Origin of the sequence: Changchengzhania lutea, assembly GCF_006974145.1 — a bacterium.
Classification (GTDB): Bacteria; Bacteroidota; Bacteroidia; order Flavobacteriales; family Flavobacteriaceae; genus Changchengzhania; species Changchengzhania lutea.
In genome coordinates, this window is sequence record NZ_CP039456.1 from 3,578,252 (window position 1) to 3,601,888 (window position 23,637).

The 23,637-nt window shown below is 32.5% G+C and carries 21 protein-coding genes; 11 read left to right on the plus strand and 10 right to left on the minus strand.

Annotation, left to right across the window (positions count from 1 at the left end; genetic code table 11):
• The first annotated feature begins 51 nt into the window (after window positions 1-51).
• The 6 genes from FAF07_RS16100 to leuB all read left to right on the plus strand — a co-directional run bounded on the left by FAF07_RS16100 (window position 52) and on the right by leuB (window position 6,216).
• A complete protein-coding gene (locus FAF07_RS16100; protein ID WP_142786077.1) occupies window positions 52-939 on the plus strand; it encodes a DUF72 domain-containing protein in 888 nt (295 codons plus the stop codon).
• A 2-nt stretch (window positions 940-941) separates the two neighbouring features.
• The gene (locus FAF07_RS16105) at window positions 942-1,328 is read left to right on the plus strand and encodes an acyl-CoA thioesterase (protein WP_142786078.1); all 387 of its coding nucleotides are present in this window, start codon (window positions 942-944) and stop codon (window positions 1,326-1,328) included.
• Between the two features lie 232 nt (window positions 1,329-1,560).
• Window positions 1,561-2,955, plus strand: a complete 1,395-nt coding sequence (gene leuC, locus FAF07_RS16110) for a 3-isopropylmalate dehydratase large subunit (RefSeq protein ID WP_142786079.1) — start codon at window positions 1,561-1,563, stop codon at window positions 2,953-2,955.
• Between the two features lie 74 nt (window positions 2,956-3,029).
• Complete coding sequence (gene leuD / locus FAF07_RS16115) at window positions 3,030-3,626, plus strand: 3-isopropylmalate dehydratase small subunit (protein ID WP_142786080.1); 597 nt, start codon at window positions 3,030-3,032, stop codon at window positions 3,624-3,626.
• Complete coding sequence (locus FAF07_RS16120) at window positions 3,626-5,146, plus strand: alpha-isopropylmalate synthase regulatory domain-containing protein (RefSeq protein ID WP_142786081.1); 1,521 nt, start codon at window positions 3,626-3,628, stop codon at window positions 5,144-5,146. The genes leuD and FAF07_RS16120 overlap by 1 nt, the downstream gene beginning before the upstream one ends.
• An 11-nt stretch (window positions 5,147-5,157) precedes the next feature.
• Window positions 5,158-6,216 (plus strand): 3-isopropylmalate dehydrogenase, encoded by a 1,059-nt coding sequence (gene leuB, locus FAF07_RS16125; protein ID WP_142786082.1) that lies wholly within the window; start codon window positions 5,158-5,160, stop codon window positions 6,214-6,216.
• A 377-nt stretch (window positions 6,217-6,593) separates the two neighbouring features.
• Here the strand turns inward: leuB and FAF07_RS16130 are convergent, their stop codons facing one another.
• From FAF07_RS16130 to FAF07_RS16140, 3 genes are all read right to left on the minus strand, one after another.
• Entirely contained in the window at window positions 6,594-7,853 is a 1,260-nt protein-coding gene (locus FAF07_RS16130) for a mechanosensitive ion channel family protein (protein WP_142786083.1), read from the minus strand.
• Window positions 7,850-8,140: a DUF3817 domain-containing protein gene (locus FAF07_RS16135; RefSeq protein ID WP_142786084.1), complete on the minus strand. Its 291-nt coding sequence runs from the start codon at window positions 8,138-8,140 to the stop codon at window positions 7,850-7,852. The genes FAF07_RS16130 and FAF07_RS16135 overlap by 4 nt, the downstream gene beginning before the upstream one ends.
• Before the next feature lie 67 nt (window positions 8,141-8,207).
• Window positions 8,208-8,678 (minus strand): YqaA family protein, encoded by a 471-nt coding sequence (locus FAF07_RS16140; RefSeq protein WP_246067726.1) that lies wholly within the window; start codon window positions 8,676-8,678, stop codon window positions 8,208-8,210.
• Between the two features lie 103 nt (window positions 8,679-8,781).
• Between FAF07_RS16140 and FAF07_RS18610 the strand changes: the two genes are divergently transcribed.
• Window positions 8,782-8,943, plus strand: coding sequence for a hypothetical protein (locus FAF07_RS18610; RefSeq protein WP_185956465.1), 162 nt, complete (start codon window positions 8,782-8,784; stop codon window positions 8,941-8,943).
• Between the two features lie 819 nt (window positions 8,944-9,762).
• Here FAF07_RS18610 and FAF07_RS16145 read toward each other — a convergent pair.
• The 7 genes from FAF07_RS16145 to dcm form a co-directional block, all read right to left on the minus strand.
• On the minus strand, window positions 9,763-12,087 hold the full coding sequence (locus tag FAF07_RS16145; RefSeq protein ID WP_142786086.1) for an ATP-binding protein: 2,325 nt from the start codon (window positions 12,085-12,087) through the stop codon (window positions 9,763-9,765).
• Window positions 12,087-13,562 carry a metallophosphoesterase family protein gene (locus FAF07_RS16150; protein WP_142786087.1) on the minus strand — a complete coding sequence of 492 codons (1,476 nt, stop codon included), beginning with the start codon at window positions 13,560-13,562 and terminating at the stop codon, window positions 12,087-12,089. Before FAF07_RS16150 ends, FAF07_RS16145 begins: the two co-directional genes overlap by 1 nt.
• Window positions 13,563-13,680: 118 nt before the next feature.
• Window positions 13,681-16,083 carry a hypothetical protein gene (locus tag FAF07_RS16155; protein WP_142786088.1) on the minus strand — a complete coding sequence of 801 codons (2,403 nt, stop codon included), beginning with the start codon at window positions 16,081-16,083 and terminating at the stop codon, window positions 13,681-13,683.
• Window positions 16,084-16,092: 9 nt separating this feature from the next.
• A complete protein-coding gene (locus FAF07_RS16160; RefSeq protein ID WP_142786089.1) occupies window positions 16,093-16,323 on the minus strand; it encodes a hypothetical protein in 231 nt (76 codons plus the stop codon).
• Window positions 16,324-16,521: 198 nt separating this feature from the next.
• Window positions 16,522-17,241 carry a hypothetical protein gene (locus tag FAF07_RS16165; RefSeq protein WP_142786090.1) on the minus strand — a complete coding sequence of 240 codons (720 nt, stop codon included), beginning with the start codon at window positions 17,239-17,241 and terminating at the stop codon, window positions 16,522-16,524.
• Window positions 17,238-18,671 (minus strand): MutH/Sau3AI family endonuclease, encoded by a 1,434-nt coding sequence (locus FAF07_RS16170; RefSeq protein WP_142786091.1) that lies wholly within the window; start codon window positions 18,669-18,671, stop codon window positions 17,238-17,240. Before FAF07_RS16170 ends, FAF07_RS16165 begins: the two co-directional genes overlap by 4 nt.
• Window positions 18,664-19,953 (minus strand): DNA (cytosine-5-)-methyltransferase, encoded by a 1,290-nt coding sequence (dcm, locus tag FAF07_RS16175; protein ID WP_142786092.1) that lies wholly within the window; start codon window positions 19,951-19,953, stop codon window positions 18,664-18,666. The genes FAF07_RS16170 and dcm overlap by 8 nt, the downstream gene beginning before the upstream one ends.
• A gap of 320 nt (window positions 19,954-20,273) precedes the next feature.
• Between dcm and FAF07_RS16180 the strand changes: the two genes are divergently transcribed.
• From FAF07_RS16180 to FAF07_RS16195, 4 genes are all read left to right on the plus strand, one after another.
• Entirely contained in the window at window positions 20,274-21,461 is a 1,188-nt protein-coding gene (locus FAF07_RS16180) for a hypothetical protein (RefSeq protein ID WP_142786093.1), read from the plus strand.
• 445 nt (window positions 21,462-21,906) lie between these two features.
• Entirely contained in the window at window positions 21,907-22,140 is a 234-nt protein-coding gene (locus FAF07_RS16185) for a hypothetical protein (protein WP_142786094.1), read from the plus strand.
• A gap of 368 nt (window positions 22,141-22,508) precedes the next feature.
• Entirely contained in the window at window positions 22,509-22,706 is a 198-nt protein-coding gene (locus tag FAF07_RS16190) for a hypothetical protein (protein ID WP_142786095.1), read from the plus strand.
• A 235-nt stretch (window positions 22,707-22,941) separates the two neighbouring features.
• Window positions 22,942-23,637: a hypothetical protein gene (locus FAF07_RS16195; RefSeq protein ID WP_142786096.1), complete on the plus strand. Its 696-nt coding sequence runs from the start codon at window positions 22,942-22,944 to the stop codon at window positions 23,635-23,637.

Consider the following 23,637-nt stretch of genomic DNA (forward strand, 5'->3'; position numbering starts at 1 on the left):
AACTATATTATTAACAATAAATAATACTATCTTTATTTTAAAAATATTCATATGAAATTTGGAAGCGTAGATAATCCAGAAACTGTTGACTTTACTTTACCTCAGGATCACCCAGATACAAAGCGAGTATTGAATTTGGTAAAGGACGATAATTTACCAGAAATATACGTAGGATGTGCTAAATGGAATCGGGCAGACCTAAAAGGATTTTATCCCAGAGGCACGAAGGACGAATTGGCGTATTATTCAAGACAATTTAATTCTATTGAATTAAATGCTACTTTTTACAGAATTTTCCCTTCTGATCAATTTGCAACATGGTACGATAAAACCCCAGAAGGGTTCAAGTTCTTTCCTAAATTAAATCAAGAAATTAGTCATTGGAAACGATTGAATGGGACGAATGAAGTTGTTCAAAACTATTTAAATAATGCTTCGAATTTAAAAGATAAATTAGGTACTATTTTTCTTCAAATGCACAGTAATTTTGCTCCAAAGGATTTTGACAGGGTTATTGCTTTTGTCGAAAACTGGCCAAAAGAATTCCCACTAGCCATTGAATTCAGACACACAAATTGGTACAATGACGACTCTGTAGCCAATGAATTATATCAACTTTTAGAATCAAATAACATATCCAACGTAATTGTCGATACAGCAGGAAGACGGGGTTTAATGCATATGTGTTTAACAAATTCAACAGCTTTCATTAGATATGTAGGAGCAAATCACCCATCGGATTACACGCGTTTGGATGATTGGGTTGCGCGTTTAAAAACATGGAAAGATCAAGGGATAAAAGAAATTGACTTTTTTATTCATCAAAACATTGAAAAAGAGTCTCCGCTTTTATCAGCCTATTTTATAAGAAAACTTAATTCTGAATTAGGCTATGCGTTAACCATCCCAAATGACAATTCACAACAAACATTATTATAGTTATGAGATTTCACACTAGAAAATGGGTAAAACCTGAAGATTTAAATCCAAATGGAACATTATTTGGTGGCCGTTTATTAGAATGGATTGATGAAGAAGCGGCTTTATATACCATCATTCAATTAGAAAATCAGCGTGTTGTTACAAAATACATGAGTGAAATAGATTTTAAATCGAGTGCTAAACAAGGAGATATTATTGAAATCGGTATAGAAATCGTAAAATTTGGAAAAGCTTCAATCGTACTGAGCAGTGAAGTGAGAAATAAGATGACTAGGGAAACCATTATTACTATTTCCAACATCGTTATGGTTAATTTAGGAGATGATGGCAAAGCGAAACCACATGGAAAAAACCACATCGAATTTGTAAAAGATCGGTTGGATTAAATAGTAAAAATAGCCTGTTTAAAAATTATAAGCAATTTCATAATTCTGTTGCATTAAATTCATTAAAACTCGTATCTGTTAGTAATTTTATAAAAGTTTCTAAGCAAAGCATCTTAAACTTTGAATTAACTTCAAAAAAATGCTGTTTTTTATAAATTTGTGAAGTATTATGATGTAAAATGCTACTGCTTTTTTGGTGCATCATAGTTTAAAATTTAAATTCAGCTTATTTATGAGTCATACATTGTTTGATAAAGTTTGGGATGCGCATGTTGTGAAAAAAATTGAAGATGGTCCAGATGTGTTTTTTATAGACCGTCACTTTATCCATGAAGTCACAAGTCCTGTGGCGTTTTTAGGTCTAAAGAGCCGTGGCCTTGGTGTTCTTTATCCTGAGCGTACGTTTGCTACAGCAGATCATAATACACCTACTATAAACCAGCACCTTCCAGTAGTAGATCCCTTATCTGCAAAACAGTTAAAAGCGTTAGAAGATAATTCAAACGAATATGGCATTAGCCATTGGGGTTTGGGCCATCAAAAAAATGGGATAGTCCATGTTGTTGGCCCTGAAAATGGAATTACTTTTCCTGGTGCCACCATAGTTTGTGGTGATTCACACACCTCTACGCATGGTGCGTTTGGAGCTATTGCCTTTGGTATTGGGACTTCTGAGGTTGAAATGGTTTTGGCTACACAATGTATCATGCAGCCCAAACCTAAAAAAATGCGCATTAATGTCAACGGCCTTTTAGGAAAAGGTGTGACGTCAAAAGACGTTGCTTTATATATCATATCGAAGCTTTCGACATCTGGTGCTACTGGCTATTTTGTTGAATATGCTGGAAATGTATTTGAAAACATGAGTATGGAAGGCCGGATGACAGTTTGTAACCTCTCTATCGAGATGGGCGCACGTGGAGGCATGATCGCTCCAGACGAAACTACCTTTAATTACTTAAAAGGACGTCCGTTATCGCTAACTGGTGAAGCTTGGGATAAAGCGGTGGTATATTGGTCTACTCTAAAGACTGATAAAGATGCAACATTTGATAAAGAGCTACATTTTGACGCCAGCGATATTGAACCAATGATTACTTACGGTACAAATCCAGGCATGGGTATGGGCATTTCTAAAAATATTCCTGAAGCAGGGAAAGCTAAAGGAGGTGAAGCTACTTACAAAAAATCATTGGATTACATGGGCTATCATGAAAATGACAGCATGATTGGCAAACAAGTGGATTATGTATTTTTAGGCAGCTGTACCAATGGGAGAATTGAAGATTTTAGAGCCTTTGCATCCATTGTTAAAGGGAAGAAAAAAGCGGATAATGTGACAGCTTGGTTGGTTCCAGGGTCTCATGAAGTAGAAGCAAAAATTATAGAAGAAGGTATTTTAGATATTATTACAGAAGCAGGTTTTGCACTAAGACAACCGGGTTGTTCGGCTTGTCTAGCAATGAATGATGATAAAGTCCCTGCTGGTAAATATGCTGTGAGTACCTCTAATAGAAACTTTGAAGGAAGACAAGGCCCAGGTTCTAGAACCTTGCTTGCTAGTCCCTTAGTAGCCGCCGCTGCTGCGGTAACAGGTGTGGTGACAGATCCAAGAGACTTACTTTGAAAATAGCTATTAGCTAAAACTTAATAATAAAATATGCCAATAGCCAAAAGCTAAAGGCCAAAAGCAAATTAAAAATGGCTTACGATAAATTTCATATCCTCACAAGTACAGCGGTGCCTCTACCTTTAGAAAATGTAGATACCGATCAAATTATTCCAGCACGTTTTCTTAAAGCGACAGAGCGTAAAAATTTTGGCGATAATTTATTCAGGGATTGGCGTTACAATCCTGATAATTCACCAAAAGAAAATTTCGTATTGAATAATCCAATATATAGTGGTAAAATTTTGGTAGGAGGAAAAAATTTCGGTTCAGGATCTTCGAGAGAACATGCCGCTTGGGCAGTGTATGATTATGGATTTCGTTGTGTGGTTTCCAGTTTTTTTGCAGATATTTTCCGAAATAACTGCTTAAATATTGGCGTATTACCAGTGCAGGTAACTGATGCGTTTTCTGAGAAAATATTTGAGGCCATTTATAATGATCCAAATACCGAAATTGAAATCAATCTACCTAATCAAACCATTACGATTCTATCTACTGGTGATCAAGAGAGTTTTGATATAAACACATATAAGAAAGATAATATGCTGAATGGTTTTGATGATATTGATTATTTACAAAATATTAAAGGCGATATAGAAACATTTGCAAGCAAGCTATTGCTATAATGACTTCAAAACATATTGAAATAATGGACACGACATTGCGCGATGGTGAGCAAACCTCGGGTGTGTCTTTTTCTGCTTCAGAAAAATTAACCATTGCCAAACTGCTATTAGAGGAATTAAAAGTTGACCGCATTGAAATTGCTTCAGCCAGAGTATCTGAAGGTGAATTTCAAGCAGTAAAGGGCATTACGAATTGGGCAACAGAAAATAATTATATCAATGCTATTGAAGTGTTGAGTTTTGTAGATAATGGCGTTTCAATAAAATGGATGGTAGATGCTGGGGCAAAAGTTCAAAATTTATTGACTAAAGGCTCATTAAATCATTTAACTCATCAGCTTAAAAAGACTCCAAATCAGCATTTTAAAGATATTTCAGAAGCTATTCATTTAGCGCAAGAAAGTAATATTGACACCAATATTTATTTGGAAGATTGGAGTAATGGCATGCGAAATTCTAAAGACTATGTTTTCGAATTTTTAGACTTTTTGTCTGGACAAGCTGTGAAGCGTATTATGCTTCCAGACACTTTAGGCATTATGACTCCTAAAGAGTCTTTTGAATTTGTTTCAGAAATAAAAAATAAACACTCTAGTTTGCATTTCGATTTCCATGCGCATAACGACTATGATCTTGGCGTTTCGAATGTTATGGAAGCATTAAAAGCCGGAGCAGATGGTTTACACTTAACCATCAATGGGATGGGTGAGCGTGCTGGAAATGCACCTATGGCTAGCACTATTGCGGTCATCAATGATTTTTTACCGCACCTTAAAATTGGTGTAAATGAAAAAATGCTCTATACCGTTAGTAAGTTGGTAGAGACGTTTTCTGGTGTTTTGATTCCAGCGAATAAACCTATTATTGGTGCCAATGTGTTTACTCAAACTGCTGGGATTCATGCAGATGGTGACAACAAAAAAAATCTATATTTTAGCGATTTATTACCCGAGCGATTCGGTAGAACCCGAAAATATGCTTTAGGAAAATCCTCTGGGAAGGCCAATATTCAAAAGAACTTGCAGGAACTCGGTTTGCAACTCAATGATGCCGACTTAAAAAAGGTCACTCAAAAAATTATTGATTTAGGCGATAAAAAACAGGTGGTTACCAAAGAGGATTTGCCCTATATTATTTCGGATGTTTTGGATAGAACTTATGAAGAAAAGGTAAAGGTTAACTCCTACGTACTTACACATTCAAAAGGATTAAAACCTTCTACTACTGTTTCCGTCTCAATCAATAATGAAATGTTTGAAGAACATGAGCAGGGTGATGGGCAGTTTGATGCTTTTATGAATGCCATTAGAAGTATTTTTATAACGAAAAATATGGTATTACCAGATTTAATCGACTATGCCGTTCGTATTCCTCCTGGCAGTCGTTCTGACGCCTTGTGCGAAACCATTATCACTTGGAAAAGTATAGAAAAAGAATTTAAAACCCGTGGCTTGGATTCCGATCAAACGGTATCTGCAATAAAGGCTACTGAGAAGATGTTAAATATTATAATAAACTAGATTACAAATAGATGAAATTAAAAATAGCACTTTTAGCAGGAGATGGTATTGGACCAGAAGTTATAGAACAAGCCGTTAAAGTTAGTGACGCCGTGGCTAAAAAATTTGGACATGAGATTACATGGACACCAGCCTTAACGGGTGCTGCAGCTATAGATGCCGTTGGTGCACCTTATCCGGATGAGACGCATGAGATATGCATGAATGCTGACGCTGTATTATTTGGAGCCATTGGTCACCCGAAATACGATAATGATCCTAGTGCCCAAGTGAGACCAGAACAAGGGCTTCTAAAAATGCGTAAAAAATTAGGCTTGTTTGCTAATATTAGGCCAACCTTTACGTTTCCTTCGTTAATTGATAAGTCACCTCTAAAAAGAGAGCGTATTGAAGGCACAGATTTGGTGTTTTTACGTGAATTAACTGGAGGAATTTACTTTGGGGAAAAGGGGAGGAGAGATAGTGGTGAAACGGCTTATGACAACTGTGTTTATACAAGAGCCGAAGTACAGCGTTTAGCTAAAAAAGGATTTGAATTAGCGATGACGCGTTCTAAAAAATTATGCTGTGTTGATAAAGCCAATGTTTTGGAAACCTCCAGACTATGGCGTGAAACGGTACAAGCGATGGAGAAAGATTATCCAGAAGTTGAAGTGAGTTACGAATTTGTTGATGCCGTGGCGATGCGCTTGGTACAATGGCCCAATAGCTATGATGTGTTAATTACTGAAAACCTTTTTGGAGATATTTTAACAGATGAAGCGTCTGTAATTTCGGGATCTATGGGTTTAATGCCATCGGCGTCTGTAGGAACAAATAATCAATTATTTGAACCCATTCATGGGTCGTATCCACAGGCAACAGGTTTAAACATAGCAAACCCTTTAGCAACCGTATTATCAGCAGCCATGATGTTTGAAACAGCATTCGATTTGAAGGAAGAAGGTCAGGTCATTCGGGATGTGGTTAATAAGTCCTTAGAAGCAGGCATGGTTACAGAAGATTTAGCTAACGGTGGAAAATCATACGGTACAAAAGAAGTCGGGGACTGGTTAGTCGATAATATATAAGTCTTAACGATTTCATTACCATGACTTTAAATGGATTTAGTACTTTTAACTAAATCCATTTTTTCGTTTTAATCAACCACCTTGCTATGAAAACCTTTAAAATTGCGCTTCCAATATTGTTATTTCTAATCACAATAAATTCTCAATCACAGGATATTTGGGACTTTACTTCAATTACTCCTACCACTCAAACTGACAGGTTTATTATTGCTTCCAGTCACACGTTTCAAAAGATATTAAAAGTTTATTCTCCTTGCTTGGAGAACTCTATAATAAGGACTATAATAGCTTAAGTGAAGTCGAGATCGATTTAAACACGTTTTCATCAGGCTTTTATATCGTAAGATTAAATGATGCGATATCACAAAAACCAGTGATTAATTAGGTGGCACATTGGCTTTAAAATTAGAACTGCTCGGCAGTTCGAAAATTTCCAAACCAAAATAGGGGAGTGCCGCAATAAGATGATCAAATATATCCGACATGATATATTCATAATTTTCCCAGCGTTTATCACTACTAAAGGCATAGATTTCCAAAGGAATGCCTTGATTGGTTGGTGCTAATTGCCGCGCCATGATCATCATATCTTTATTAATGGCAGAATGATTTTTTAAATAAGTATCAATATACTTTCTAAACACGCCCATATTGGTGAGGTTTCTTCCGTTGAGCAATAAGGATTTATCAATGGCATTGGCGTTGTTATAATCTAGAATATCAGACTGTCTGCTTTCTAAATAGCTTGAAATAAGCTGTATTCTTTTCAAATCATCGACAGCATCCTGAGTCAAATAGATGACACTGTCCTGTTTGATAAATAAGGCTCGTTTAATACGGCGACCATCTGAATCCATCATACCACGCCAATTCTTAAAGGAATCAGAAATCAAGGCATAGGTGGGAATAGTGGTTATGGTCTTATCAAAATTTTGAACTTTCACGGTGGCTAAATTGATTTCAATAACATCACCATCAGCGCCATATTTTTCAAAAGTAATCCAATCGCCAATGCGAACCATATCATTTATAGAGACCTGGATACTGGCCACGAAACCCAAAATAGTATCTTTAAAAATAAGGATAATTATGGCCGAAGCTGCTCCCATCGCCGTTAAAAATGAGGTAAGCGAGGTTCCGGTGACAATGGCTACGGCAGAGAGAAAACCACCAAGCCATGCAAAAATCATAAAAACCTGGATATAACTATCAATGGGCTTGTCCCTTAAGCTGGGAAGCGTTTTTAAATAATCTTTTAAAGTATTTAATAGACTTCTAACAATCCACAGTGTTAAAATTATGGCGAAAATCTGTAAGCCTTTTTCAACAATGTTTTCAAAATAGAGAAAGTCCCTAAAAACAATAGGGAAAAATTCCAACGCAATTAAGAGTGGGATAATATGAGCGATATTTCTTGGTACTTTATTGGAAATAAGAAAGTCATCAAAATTAGTTTTAGTACGTGTGGCAAAATTTGTAAATGCACCAATTAAGATTTTTCTAATTAAAAAATCGATCACTAATATGCCCATAAGCATGATGACAAGCAAGGCCAACATGTTTATGTACACTGCAACGTTTTCAGGCGTGCCGTTTGCAACTAAATAATCATGTAGATAATGCTGAAATTTGCTCATGATTCTTTGGGTTTTAAATATTTATTATCCACATAAAATGTTCCGAACGGAATGATGGATGCTGCCAGAGCTACGAATAATGTTTTCCTTGACCAATTTAATTCCTTTGCTATCATAAAAGCTAAAATAATATACGCCATAAAGAGCAAGCCATGGGGCATCCCTAGCATTTTGACATACTGAGGGTCTTGAGAAAGATATTTAATAGGAGTCGCGATAAACAATAAAAGGATATATGAAAGGCCTTCTAACAAGGCAACAATCCTGAAAATATTAAGAAATGACATGGGAATCTTATTTTCGTCAAAAATAGGACAGAAAATGGAATATTCTATTGGATTTAAAAACTAATTACTATAAAGCACTAAATATAATAAACCCATAAACGGCATATCTTACAAGGCGCAAGGAACCATAAAGCACGACATTTTTAAAAGGAAATTCGATAATACCAGCAGTCATGCAGGCCATTGAAAATGGAAGTGGAAGAATCGCACCAACCATAATTAGGAAACCACCCCATTTTTTTGAATTTTTGAGTTGTTTTTGAAGTTTATTTACAATATAATCGTGGACCTTAGGTAAATTGGTAATGTATATTCCAATCCAGTATGAAATTAAGCCACCCACGTAAGACAAAACAGCCAAGTAGCTAAGAAATAGCCAAGGAGAATTCATTTTACTAGACCAGGCGATGAATATCTCTGGAGGAATAAGACCTAATACTATTTCAGAAACAAAAAAGAAAACTAAAACACCATAGCTAGGAAGCACTTCGGTAAGATGAACTAATGCTTTATTAATTCCGAAAAAATAATCGAGCAAATATATTGCGCCAACAAATAGCGTGATATAAGGAAGCGCCTTTTTAACAGCTCCCCAAACAAAGGTATAATCAAATTACGGATTTAACGCTATTAAATAAATTATGATAACATTCACACTTTGTGTTTTCCCAAATTACAATAAGGATGAATCTGAAGAGTTTAAGATTGAAGGGAAAGGAGATTTAGATATTGTTAATGAAAAAGATCCTAAAATTAAAAATCCATCTAAAATTGTTAATACTATTTTAGCAGAAGAATTTTGATAACTTATTTTTAGCTTCAATAACTGGCTTAATCATTCAGATCTAAAGAGTTGTAGTCTAAAGAGTTAAAAATATTCTATTTGACATAATATAAATTATAGTACAAATGTATTGTTTAGTTAATAAGAGTGGTTATCCATTTGATAGCTATAATGTAGTATTATGTAAAATATCCCAGAAGCATTCGTTTTCATTAGAATAATTGGAACTTGGGTCATTAAACTATTAATCGGTTTGCTTCGCAGAGTTTTTTAAAACATTTGTATCTATAATTTGTTGTTATGTAAAATAGCCGCTACCAAGCGCTCGATTGTTTTATAAAATCAAATTGCTCTGGCAATTTATTTTACACACAATTATCCATCGCTTGCCAACGCCAAAATAAAAGCTAACCTTTTTGCGCTTATTAAAAATCGCGTATTCGATAAAATGTACGTAATAAAAAATTTTAAGCGATTCTCGTCAACTTGCCACAAGAGCATAAATTTTAAGAAAAATAAAATTCCATGCACTTGTTATATTTAATCTACTAATTGAAGTTTTCTTTTTAAAGTTTCATTGTCTTTTGTCTTGAAACAAAAGAAACAAAAATTCAAGGCTGCATATAATTTTGGAAACAATTAACGGTTCATTCGCTATATTTTAGGAAACATTGTAACTATTAACATTGCTTTGAAATCCCTTGTATAATTAAAACTCTAAAGAAACTGTATTACTAAACCCCTAAAATATACACGCTCACTTCACCTTATTGTTTTACCAAAATTTTATGAGGCCAAGGTAAACATCGAGGTTCTATTTTACATAACAAATAAAATATTAAGATGAAAAATCTGTAATTAAATCATGTCTAACATAAAATTCTTTTGTTCCTTCTGTAATATCAAAAAAGTCTATCAATTCATGTATAACAGGTACAAAAATCCTGTTTTTAGTACGAATTGTTGTTGTAGGAACTGCAATTCCACCAGTAGATTCTGCACTTAACTTTTGCTTCAATTCTATATCATAATATAACGATATTCTATTAGAAGCATGAGTAAATATATATACAATCCTATGCATTCCCCAAATAACTTTTGTTGTATGAGGTTCTAAAAAGAAATCTAAATGTTTTTTAAATACTCTGTCAGAAATTCCAATAAACATTTTAAAATTATTCAAATGATCATAAGATTCGGCAGTTTTAAGTATTTTCATATTTGTAATATCATCCGACCTATCCAAAGAAGGTAATGCTCCGTAAATATCAAGTTTTGGTTTTTCTTCAGCAGAACTGGCAGCGGTTATACTTGGTACCTCTTGTTCTACGTTACCAATTTGGTTAAGACGAACAGATTGTGAATGCGTTCTTATTATGCTAGAAGATTGCTTTAATAATTCAGAAAATTCTATTTTTTCTGAAACCCATTCACTTATTAAAGATTCAACATCTCCTAAATCAGAATATTCATATTTATAGAGTTCTTTATTCTTCATCAAAATTTTATGTAATGCTTCGGCTCCTTGTCTTGTAGAAGACGGAACATATTGAGCAAATTTTTGATAAAGATGATTTCTAACAAAATCCTTTACAAATCCATTATAAATCTCATGTGCAGTCTCGTAAGCTTTCAAAACTTGTTGTACTGCTCCAGATTCTCTAGATAAGTATACTTCTAATGTTGACCCATTAATTTCTACCATACTTGGTACTTGATGGCTAATTTCTGCAATAAATACTTTGTTGTCCGGAATAAGGTAGTCATCACTCAATACATTAGTAATTCTTAAAATTAACGACGCTTCTGGAAGACTCAATTCTGTCCTATTAAATACTTTAAGCCTTCTTGGACTATCTGGTACTTCAGTTATGCCTTTTTGTTTGATTAATTTATTCTGTATATTTCTTCTAGGATTAGATTGACTTAAATGTATTAGGCTTGAGTTCTCATTTGCGAATGCTAATATTGTTTGTGGATCTCTACCACCATAAAAATATGTGTCTCTATCATGAATTTTTGTTGTTATTTCTTCAAGAGCTATCATTTCGTTAAATGGTTTAACCTCTACTTTAATTTTACCAGCTAAATCAAACCTATTAAACCTAGTAATATAGTTTAAGAAATTAGGATTTAAATCTGAACTTGACAATTTACTTAATTCTGTAGCAGTAATCTGTTCAATAACATTAATGATTTGAGTTACTATTGAAATACTTTCTCTGCTCAAAGCTTCTCTGCCAGCTGTTGGGTGTAAGATAGATAAGTTCACAATCCCACCAAAATTAAATATACTACTAACTGGGATTTGGGCAAGACCAAAATAGTTTCTTAACCCCATAACGCTTCCTCTTCCTTGCAACAAAGAAATATCTCCCATTAAGGGCGTATTTTGAAACACTATTTTGTCTAATTTAATTGATACATATCCAGTTTTGTTAACTTCAATAATTAAATCACCAATTAAATTACCTTGATTTATTTTGCCTTTGTAAGTGTCTAAAATTGTTGTTTCTGGCAATCTAAATATTGATAAATATTCTTTTTGACTAGCAACTTTATTATTAATCAAAATAGGCACTTTTACATATTGTATGTAAGAACTTAAATAATTTAAAGCTCCTTGTTCATTCATAGAATTGCTATTGTCTAAAACGGCAATAACAGTTGTTCCTGGTTCTCTAGTTTCATCACTAGTTTTTATTTCAATACATTTTTCTGATATTGATAATGATTCTCTTTCTGCATAAGTTTCTATTGTCTCGTTACCTTCAATTGAATGCGTTATTACTCTTAATGAGGTGCAAACTCCAAAATTTGCCATTGCCCCTATTCCAAAAGTTCCAACAACACCAGCTTTTTTTGCAGCTTCATTATTTTTACCACTAGAACCTGCTTTCCAAAAGTTATTTGCCACTACTTCTCTATCCATACCAATACCATTATCAGAAATTGTAACAATTCCATCTTTCAATGTAACTTCAATTTTTGGGATAAAACCTTCCGATGTATCAATTGCGATTCTCATCAAAATAGCATCATATGCATTTTGAATATTCTCTCTTAAAAGCGCATAGGGCGAATCATAAATATCATTGGATAAAATTTCCAATACTCTTTTTATCTCAACCTGAAATGCTAGTTTATCAACTCCTTCACTCATTATATTAAGCTTTTAGCTTTATTTTTAGTAATAATTACACTTGGATCAGTAGAATTTTCTATAATAGGCTGAACCAATAATTTACCGATAGTTACTCTATCCTTTAATTCAAATGCCGCATTCAAAACATGTATGGACTCTTCTTCATTTATTGGGTTACTAAAATACTTCAATATTCCCGTGCTATCCTCCAATTCGACAAGGCACTTTAAAGTATATTTTCGAACAAAGACATCACTTGTATCTAATTTAGTAAGAAGGATTAAAGCATTCTCATAATTATTTTCTAAAACCAACGTATCTATTTCCGCTAATTTTTGATCCAAACTTGCACCTACTTTTTGATAATTTATTTTATATTCAAAATAACTATTATTAGTATTATCAATATTACCTTTTGTCCAAACAGGTAATTCTAATGACGAAGCTGCTGTTTGTAATCTATTATGTATTACTACGTTAAGTTCTTTATCTAATTCTTCTATAGTGACAAAATTATATTGACGACTTTGGCCAACAGGTAATTCCCATTCACCTGCGCAAAGAGTACCTGTGCTAAAAATTAGCATTTTTTTCTCTTCTATAATATTTTTCTCTTCTCTAATAATCTCTGTCTTGTGTTGATGCCCATGAAAACCAAGTATAAAATTTGAATCAATAAGGTTTTTAATAAAACTATTTTCCATGTAATCATTGCAATAAGGTGTTCCTTTAGTGTTATGATGCCATACAGCTATTAATTTCCGATTCTGCTTTTTATATTTCCTAGAATTCATTATTGCATTGCCAATACATTCTGGATGTATAGCGCCAGCCTTATTTAAATGGTCATTATTGTAACAACTATTGAAACCAACAATTGCAATATTAAATTTGGGTATGTCAAATATGTCAAATTGCTCATTTGGTCGTAAAGAGTAACTTCTATTCCCTTCATAAAATCTTGAGTAAAAATCACAAAATGCTTTTAACCGATTAGCATATAATTCAATATCAGTAACTTCGTAAAAGCTTAAATCATCCCAATTCCATTTGATATTTGAATGAGTATTTATTGAATCTTCAAGAACAGACGATTTTACATTTCCAGTTTCATTAAGGACATTTGCAGTCTCAACCTTCTCCATACTCTCTTTTGATATACTCCAGGATACATCATGATTTCCTGGTATAATAATGATGCGACTTTTATCGCCATCAAGGAGCTTATTGGTAATACTATTCAAAAACTCAAATGCTTCATTATATTGTTCATTTATTTCATCATTAGAAGCATCAGCATCAATATGATGTGATCCGCGAATAATATCGCCACTTACAATAATAATATCTGGTTTTTTAATTGATGGAGTCTCTCCTTTTATTCTATCAATATCAATAATTAAAGAAGAAAGAAGTGCTGCGTTATTTAATGGGTTTGCCCTACTTCTATGCAAATCTGATAAGTGCAATATTGATACAATTTCATTATTCATTTAAGGCTATCTTATTGTTTATAATCCTTCTACTTAAAACAGAGTTTAAATTTACAAAATATTGTAGGAATTATTTTAGGTCAAAACCGTAAAATAAATAGAATACTTTTTTAAATAATTATTCAACAAAAGCATGCTTCTCCATTTGATAATTTTCATAAAGTAAAAAGTTAGCATATGGTTTGATTAAATTTGAAACAAAATCTTCCATCTCAATTTCATTCAGCTTCTTGTCATCCTTCTGCATTTTTTGCATAATACTAAATAAGAATAATGAATGTAAGTATATAGATAGAAAGTACTTATCTTTTATAAATTTTATTTCTTTTTCCGTTTTTATACTATTCTTTGATATGAAATTTAACAATACATAGGAGTCCATGTTAATTATTATACCTTCAACAACCATTTCATTATTATCTTCACTTCTAATAACTTTCACAATATCATGACCATTCCATTTCAAGTTATCATTATCCCATGATAAACTATTCTCGTCTGTTGGTTTTTTATAAGCTTTTTTTGGCGTTGGAAGATTAGGAAAGGTTTCAGTTGCTTTCTTTTCTTTTGTTTTTGGCTTACTTATTTTCTCATCAACTTTAACATTAAAAATGCATTCAAAATCTTGACCTGGAGCACTTAATTTGGCTTTTATTTCTACTTCATCTCCAATTTGAGCTTGTTCATTCGGTTTAATTAACAGTTTAATTGTTCCATCTGTTGGACCTTCTTTATTTATTGTTAGAATATCAGTAACATCATTTGGAAAAAGGTTTAAAACTGGGTTCACTGGAATATCTGTTTTCTTTTTCTTTTGTAAAACTTGAATTTCAAATTTGCCCTTTTCTACTGGTCTAAATAAGTAATCATCTTCAACATCGGTTTCAATTGTGATGTTCCCATTAGAATTTAAAGGTATTGTTTTGTAAATTTTACCATTTTTTTGTTCCTTTAAATTAAGTTTAAAAATTGATGGGAACCTATCTAGTTTCCTTTGAACATCTTTTTTCGATTGTTGTTTACCATTAACTTTACTCCCACTTAATTTTAGAAAATCTAAAGACCCATTCTTTTTTAATAAGTTGACAACATCTTTGTCTACTGGTAAATTTGATAAAAATGTTTCTAGTAAATCTTTGTCAGTTTTACTATCTCTTAATAAAGAATCTTTACGTTCATTATTCAGCTTTCTTAATTCTGTACTGGATTTTAAAAGAGATACGATTTCACTTTTCAAAGTTTCAGTTTTTGGACCCTCGCGTAAATGAGTTCTGTTTGACATGAAAAGATCTTGTCTAATTTCCGTTGGAATATTAGTGCAATCAACATGTACTAGAGTGTGTTTTTTAATTAATGGAAATCCTAAATCTTGTGAAATAAAGGATTGACCTCCAAATCCATGAACTTGTCCGTTTTGAGTGTAAATAATGGATTTGTTTTTTATAAACTCTCTATGATCTACATTTGAATTGAAAATAATAACATCTATTGGGATACTAAAGTTTCCTAAACTTGAATTTAAATCAAATCGAATATTCTTTTCTACATTTTCCTTCGCGTTATTGACTATTCTAGTTCTGTTTCCAACTACAACTTTATTTACATTTTTTACTTTATAATGCTCTCTTTTTTCATAGACCGTAATTGGTATTGGTAAATGATATAAATACTGATTCAAATCTCTATATAAATCTGTAGATATATCTCCTTTAGAACCGGTAGGTAACTGATAAGAATACATTTTTACAATGGTTCCGAACTGAAAATTTCTATTTAATAAACCAAGGTCTAAAGTATCAATAGAAAAAGAAGCTATATTTTGATCTGGGCAAAAGTATTCATACCAAGTAGTTGTGACATTATTATCGATATCGTAATTATCTAATGGGTGTCTTCTAACAAGTGTAAAACCGAATTCATTAGCATTTCCATTACATAAATTGCTATCTCTTTTTGAACCTATAAGTTGATATTTTTTTTCACCACAAAAAACAACTGCTCCAGTTGAACCCATATTGTATTTTCCTTGTACAAAATGAATATTGGCTTTATTACCTCTATGTAAAGAAAGGAATGTGTTTTCAAACTCTTTTGGGACTTGACCTTCTCCAGCATCATATATCAAAATCGATGGTGTTTTTTGGTCTCCGGAAGCTATAATTTGAATATTTTCAGCTAGTTCTCTTCTTTTAACTGGACCTAATTCACTTATTTCTCCATTGGGTACTTGATAGAACTTCTCAACAGCTTCTATCATTGTTTTTGGTGCTTCTTTAGATTTTGGATCAATGCCAGAAATTCTACATTCTTTTATTAATGTAGCATCAATTGAATTTGTGATTTTTTCAACTAAAGCAGGTATGGCATTATTTTGTTGTGCTTCAAAGGTTCCGAAATTCCCTTCAATACCACCATATGGTTTCCAATTATTTCTATCTTTAAAAATCGCTTTACTATTAATTATTGTAGTTAGTTCATCTTCTGAATTAGCATTGAAAATTCTCCAAAAAAGTTCTTTCATAATTATACCCTAAAATTTAAATTCATTATTTTTCCCTTTATCAAGCTCTTTATTAAAAGATTTCAATACATCACTTACTTTATCTCTTAAAGCTTTTTCCATTTTCCTTATATCATTCGAATTATATTCATAATTGTTTTTATTTGAGCATTTTTCTAGACTTTCTAGTCCTTTTAATATGTTAGCGACTCTATTTGCCGCTACTTTTTCAAATCTTGCTCTTCTAGGAGAATCTTTCATTATACTATATAATTATATTACGAGTCATCCAAAATACTACATAATTATTAGATATGCAACTTATTATACTATATTTTATGAAATATAGTATACAAACAAGTGTGTTTGTGTTCGTTTTGTTCTATTGTAATGAACTCTCAAGAGCAGATGCGTATTGAGTTTTTATTAAAATTATATGATAGTTTTGTATATAATACTCTATCTAGTAAGATTCCTTGCTGAACTATTCATTTCAACTCCCCAAGGGAAAATTCTAGTTGCGAAGTAAGCAATTGGCATAGCTGCACCTAATTGAGTTGTTTTAGATTCATCTTTCCTAATTATTCTAGAAAACCACCTATCTCCTCTATTTGATTCTTCACAGATCAAAAGTCCAGCAAATGTGAAAGCCAAAACTATTGCAGGTATTTCTCCTTTTGAAGTTTGCAATGGCTGATAAGATGAATTATTATTTAGTGGAAAAAAATTATTAATAACCTTTATTAGTTCATCAAAAATCAAATCTATAGTAGTTGGTGTAATTCCTGTATGAACAGTTTTTCCTGCCAAAGTAGAAACGTCTGGCACATTACCGAGAGTATTAAATGATAGACTTGAAAAGAAAGGTAATAAACCAAAATTTCTTGAGGAGGACCAATTAATTAGTGCATCAATTATATCTTTGTGAGAAGGTGCTCCTATTAAAATACCATTATTTCTTAATTCTAACAGTAAATCATGTTCATGTTCAACATGCGTATCACATAAGCCCGAAGTTCTATTGATTCTTATCGGATTACTACATCCATCTATCTTACAAGTCCTATCGTTTGCCAAAAAATTTAATTTATTTGGATTAGGCTTGTTTCTTCCAGCGGTTCCATTATCCAATATTCTAATTTCCCAACCAGAAATTGGTCTATTTACAGTAATAATCATTTACTTATTTGTTTTAGAATGTATCTACTATTAAGCCAATAACATTTCTTTTTTTCTAATGTCCCTTGTGGTGTTTCCATCAAATCTTTTGCATTTACTCCTTTTGGTCTTACATGGCATATTTTATGATCTTTTAATTTCCAGAAATTATCATAATTACCATTTTGAATGTTTGTTTTAGTGTGCTTCCAAAACTTTTCTGCTATTTCTAAATCTTTAGTAGACATTGTCCAAAACATTACTTTTTTAAGTCTCGCAATGTTCTTTTCATCTTTCTGAAATACTACAAAGAAAAAGCGTTTTGTGAGTTTATTATACCAATAAGATTCTTCCCAGACTTCATTGATGATTTCTTTATACTTTATCTGTGCAAAAGACATACTTTCTTTTAAAGTTCCTGTTGCTTCAAGCTTAATAGTTTTTAATTCTATTTCCGCTTTTTCAAATTCTTCAATTTTGTCTTTATTAATTCCCAAAATAGATTTTGCAAACACATAATTTTTATTCTTTGCTCTTAAATTAATTTCGAGCTTAAAATGATCTATTAATTGTTGCTCTGAATAACCATAATATTTAGAAAATTTTTCTATAATGACATCTTCAAAAGTTTGACCTTTTTTGTAGTCAGATATATCCTTAATTATTGCTTCGTGGTCATCAAATAAGTTTCCATAGCCAGTTTTAGGTTCTTTGAAGACATCACTATCATCTTCTAAAAACTGTAGATATTCATTGTCTAACTTCGTTAAATTATAATCTCCTTTCAAGCTTTTGGAAATAATAAAATTTAGATACTTTGATTTTAAGGAAAATGCTCTTTGTTGTGCTTTCTTATTCGAAAACGGTTGAGTTCTTTTTGATTTTGCTGCTGTAGAACCTTTTGTGCAAGCACCAAGATATAATGTGTCTCCTTCGGAGATTTCATGAGCTTTACCTGATTTAATTTTACTAACAATAGTAATCCAATCGTCTTTTATAATTTTTAAGTCTGTTAGAGGAAAACGCCAAAGTCTAGCGATTTTAAAAATGTAATCAATATCTATTTTATCATTTTCATATAAATAAAAAAGCAGAAGTAAAAGACTGTTTTTTTTCCAAAAGCTACTTTCTCTAAAAGTATATTTATACTCCTCATTAAAGTCTATAATGTTGAAAACTAATCGCTCTTTAGAAACAAGCCCTTTTGAGTTTTTTTTTATTGGAGTTGTTTTTAATTCAACACCAGCTTCTGGAAAATCAGGTTCAGGATTGGAGTTTGGTTTATATCCAAAATATAAGAATTCGACTAACTGTCCTAGTTTTCCTTTTCCAGAATATGCATTTTCTAAATCTTTGCCGTATAAATTTCTTAATGATTTATTTAATAATCCTTTGGCATAATTTTCAATTGATATAGGATCTTTTTTATCGTATGGTAATTCTTTATGCAAATTGCTCTTGGTTTACATCTACGTTAATTCTTTCGCTTAATTCTTCTCCTAATTTTCTAACTATTCCAACAACTAGTGCATTTCCCATAAAAAAAGCTCTTTTAGTGTCTGTTATTCCATCTAATTCAGTGTGGTTATCTGGAAACATGTTTAGACGCTCAAGCTCTTTTGGTGTCAGTCTTCTTAATCTTCCATTTTGTTCTACAACATGCTTAAATCTAGATGGAGACTTCCCTCCTTCTCCAGTTATTATTGTTCTAGAAGCATTATCCAATGCATCCGGAAAAATCATTCTTCCTTCACCATAATTATATTCAAAACCTTCTCTAGTCCTTCTTATCTCCTTTTTTGCTCCTTTTAGATAATTCCAACCTCTAGGCCTATGTATATCTTCATTTTCTATAAAAAATTCTTCGGGAACTTCTTCTGTATTAATTAACTTACTACCAAGAGTTTGCTTTAGTCCATTATAATATGGTTTAGTTTTTACAGTAATAAACTCTCCATTAATCATTAAACCACAATTCTCAAATGGACTATTTTTTTCTCCTAAATTAAATTCTTCTGAAATATTAATTAAATCACCTTCTACATTACCTCTTTTGATTTGTTCACTTATCTCGCGAACTGGAAAAGCAGTTGCGATGATTCCATCAGAATCTAACCAATCTTCTCTGTTTTCAGTTTCTAAAATTCTATTATATATTTCAGTATCGTTACGATAAGCTAAAAAGAAAACTCTTCTTCGTCTTTGTGGCATTCCATATTCTGCAGCATTTATAACTCTCCATTCTACTGCATAACCAAGGTTATTTAAGGAAGCTAACATAACTGCAAAATCTCTACCTCTTTGTTTTGATGGAGACTTTAGTAGTCTATCAACATTCTCTAGCATAAGATATCGTGGTCTATTTTCTGCTTTTCTGCGTAATATAGCTTCAATACTCCACCATAAAACTCCTTTTTTTCCAATTAAACCTTTAGAGTTTTTTAAAGTTGTTGCAACAGAATAATCTTGACAAGGAAATCCACCAACTAATAAATCATGATTTGGTATCTCATCAAATTTGTTTTCTATTACATCTTCAATGTTTTCACCACAATGATTTGCATTTGGCCAACGATTCTCATATACCATATTTGCGTGTTGCGTTTTGGTACTCGGTTCCCATTGGTTACTCCATACAACATTATAATTAGCGTCATCTCTTCTTGGATACCCTTCTAACCCTATTCTAAATCCTCCTACTCCAGCAAAAAGTTCAACAACTCTAATTGGCATATATTAATAATCTTTAATGTGAATTATAAAAAAATAAAAATATCATATTTAATCCTAATAAGTAAGGTTTTCGAATTAATTTGATTAAGTATTTTTCAACAATTTAAATATTAATCCATTTCACACACATTACGCTTCCCTCCTACGTCGTCGCATAAAAAGTGTTCCATTAACTTTAGTAGAAGAAACTTTTAGATATAAATTTTTTGAAGAAACTATAGAAATACTTTCGCTTTTAGCCAAAGCTCAAGTTACATAACACGGAACATTATAGTACAAAGTTGATTATCAATGCTTTGAGTCATAACTAATTACAGTTAATGACCAACATTAAAAATAAGCCTAAGTTAACAGAAACGTTAACCCATTATATACCAATCAATATTGCCTTAACGGACTCTTTGAGCCTTAAGATTCCCTTAGATAGCTGTAACGTGATTGATGATAGATTGCTGTCAGCCACTTACATAGTTTATGAAGCTACTGGTGAGGTTGAAAGAATAACTTTGGATAACGGTGAATTTCAGGACGTTAAGCATCCGCCCAAACCGATTATTATATCGAAAAACGGTATAACGGTTCGTATCTCCGTATCGGAAATACCCATTTATAACGAGGAAACCCAAAAAAAAGTTCCTACAAGATTCATCAATCTTACTGTATCGTCAAAACTTCTCAAACATAATTACTTCCAAGGCATCACGAAAGATACCGTTATGAATCTCTATAACGAGTTCATGTATTTTAATGTGTTCAGGTGCTCTTACGATGTCTTTTTAGATGGTTACGCATCAGACATCGACATATGTATCAATCACTACGTTGACAGTCCTCAAATTTTCCATCAGGTTCTAAAATATCTGGTTACGATGTCAGGTGACAAAAGCAAATACGCACATCTAATCTCTGAAGGTGAAAATCTTGGTTTGAGTTTCAATAAACGAAATTATGCAAAACCCTCATTACCTTTTCTAAAGCTTTATTTTAAACATTGGGAACTGATTTCTAAATCTGCAGAATTCTATAATACCTATCTCTTTGATGATTATGCGCATAAGATTTCCAATCTAGCGAGGATTGAAGCTACCATTAAGAATTATGACCATAAAAGACGTCTTGAAAAATTTAAGATATTTCCAAGATTTAAGACCTTACGGGAATACCTGTTGATTCCCCAAGAGGATTTAAGGCGTTTTGTCGTGTTCAGTCTCACCACATATATCGAGAAACAACCAAGATTAAGAGCCCCTAACCTCTCTCCTACTGACCATATCATTTTTGAGCTCATTCAAAATTGCATCCGTTCTGGACATGATTTAACGACCTTGTTATCCATAGTCGAAAGCTTTGAGGGTTCTTCTATGGAAACACAAAAAGTGCAACGTTCACGCATGAGAAAAAAGATAAAGGAACTCTTTAACCTCAATACAAGCAAAGACTTGGAACTACAGCAAAAGGTCTATGAAAACGAGAAAGTAAACGAATATTTAAAACAATTAGGATTATGAAAGAAAACTATCAAATGAGCATCTATGATATCATAGGTGATGAACGTATCAATGAAATCAAAGTTGAATATCAAACTGTAAAATGATGACTTGGTATGACGAAAAACTTTACGAGTATAGGAAATCCTATAGAGATTACAAGGTGTATCTCCTTTTCTCCGACGGAAGAAAAAGGTACACCTACTTTCTTTCCTTGGAAAAAAAGTTCAAAGATATAAGCAGTAGAAAATATTGGGTCAACATCAATATGGCAACTTTCACAAAGAGGGATGAAACCAATAAGGGTTTCTACGTTTATATTTTTTACAAGAAATAATGATTGCAAAATCAACTCCGGTTTCCAGGGTCTCGAGATAAAAATGATTGCAAAACCAAAAGAGCTTTGAATGGCCAAAGCACGATCATTATAAATGATGCTATCAAAAACACTTAAAACTTAAAAATTATGGCAATAACAATTAGAAAATTATCAGTAAAAGCAGAAAATAAGCTTTCTGAAATCATCGAAAACAATCGATTTATTTCAACCAAGACAAAGGCGATTGAGTACGCTCTCGAGCAACACGAATTTTATAAATCCTATAAAGATGAATTAGAGCAAAAAAACGATGAAAATTATGCTTTAAAATGCGAATTAGAGAACATAAAAGAGGCAATAAATCTCTTAAAAAATGTTTGACCCCAAAAAAGGCAAAACGCCGACCTATGATAGTCGGCGTCAGATTAACATATTTGTTAACCGTGCTCCAAAAAAAACAGCCAAAAAAAGGGCATTGAAACCACTCGTTTCAAGGGCTGTGGTGAAATTCTATTTTTCGTTTTGCCAATTTGCCCGAATTTTTACAAATCATATATAAAATCTTACAAAAATGAGTTCACAAACACACACAGAATTACCTAAAAAAAGATGCCAATTATGTGTGCATCAAAGACACGTTGAAATTCACTCGATTGACAATATTTTCTGTTCCTATTGGAATGAAGTCATTCCCTTGAATCATTCGTGCATTAATTTCAAAACTTTAATTAACCCAAATCTTTAGAGCTATGGAAATTATAATCATGATTATAGTAATGTCACTTATAATTGTCACCGTACTGTTAGTGCACATGTTATATGTCTATTACCATGAGTACAAGGATTACCGAAAACTGGTAAAAGAGTCTTTAGATAGAATGCAAACACCTGAACTTAACCCAAAAGAATATGAGCAACCCGATACTTACTTCAAAAGAGTTGGCTAGTATATTGAACGTCAATATATCTACCGCTAAGCGTTATATGTCAGATATGATGATTCACTATCAGCCACCAAGTGGCAAATTGACAATGGCACATTACAAGCATTATTTTGTGATTCCAGAAAAAAAATAGTCTCATATTGTATCATATGGTATCAAAAAGGCGCATTTCTCACATGCGCCTTTTTTTTTGTGTTTAATTAGAGTTCACAATTATAACTAAACACATTTCAAATTTATGGAAATTTATAATGCAACGGGTGTAGTAAAGACACCAATTTTAAGGGTCACCAAAAGTATTGGTGCTCTGGTTTTCGTAGTCGATTTGGCATATGCTTCTATCGCAAACGAAAAAATTACTGCCCATATCGAGCGTAGCAATGGCAGTAACGAGGAAATCGCTACAAATATTTCATTGTCTGCATTTATGGCATCGTCTGTATTTGGCGAGGGAAAAATTATTACCAGTGCAACTAAGACCACGGTCATGTGTGAAATTGGTAATGTCGGTTCAATTCCACTTGGTGAAAATGAGTCAATTGTAATTACTCTTGATGGATTGGATGCGCTTAAGACTTATGAAATTCACGGGATTGAAATGCCAATCCAAGCTATTGAACGCATTTTCTTGACCGAGAAAGTATTCCTTAACGGTCAAAAGAATAGAACCTATGAGGTCATTGCGTTTGATGAGGCTGTTATTATAGGCGCTTTTGACAAGCTTAGATTGACCTATCCAACGGATGAAGGTTCACAGATTGTTGAGTATTCTTATTTGGAAATCAGAGCTATATCTGCGGATATAGGATTACTTCGAGCGGGTTCAATAAGTCAAATTACTAATACTGCTTTATCCTTGGTTGGCGTATCAGATTTGGAAATTTTTGCAAACAACCAAGTTAATCTAGTCTTAAGAGACGTAAACAAAATTTAA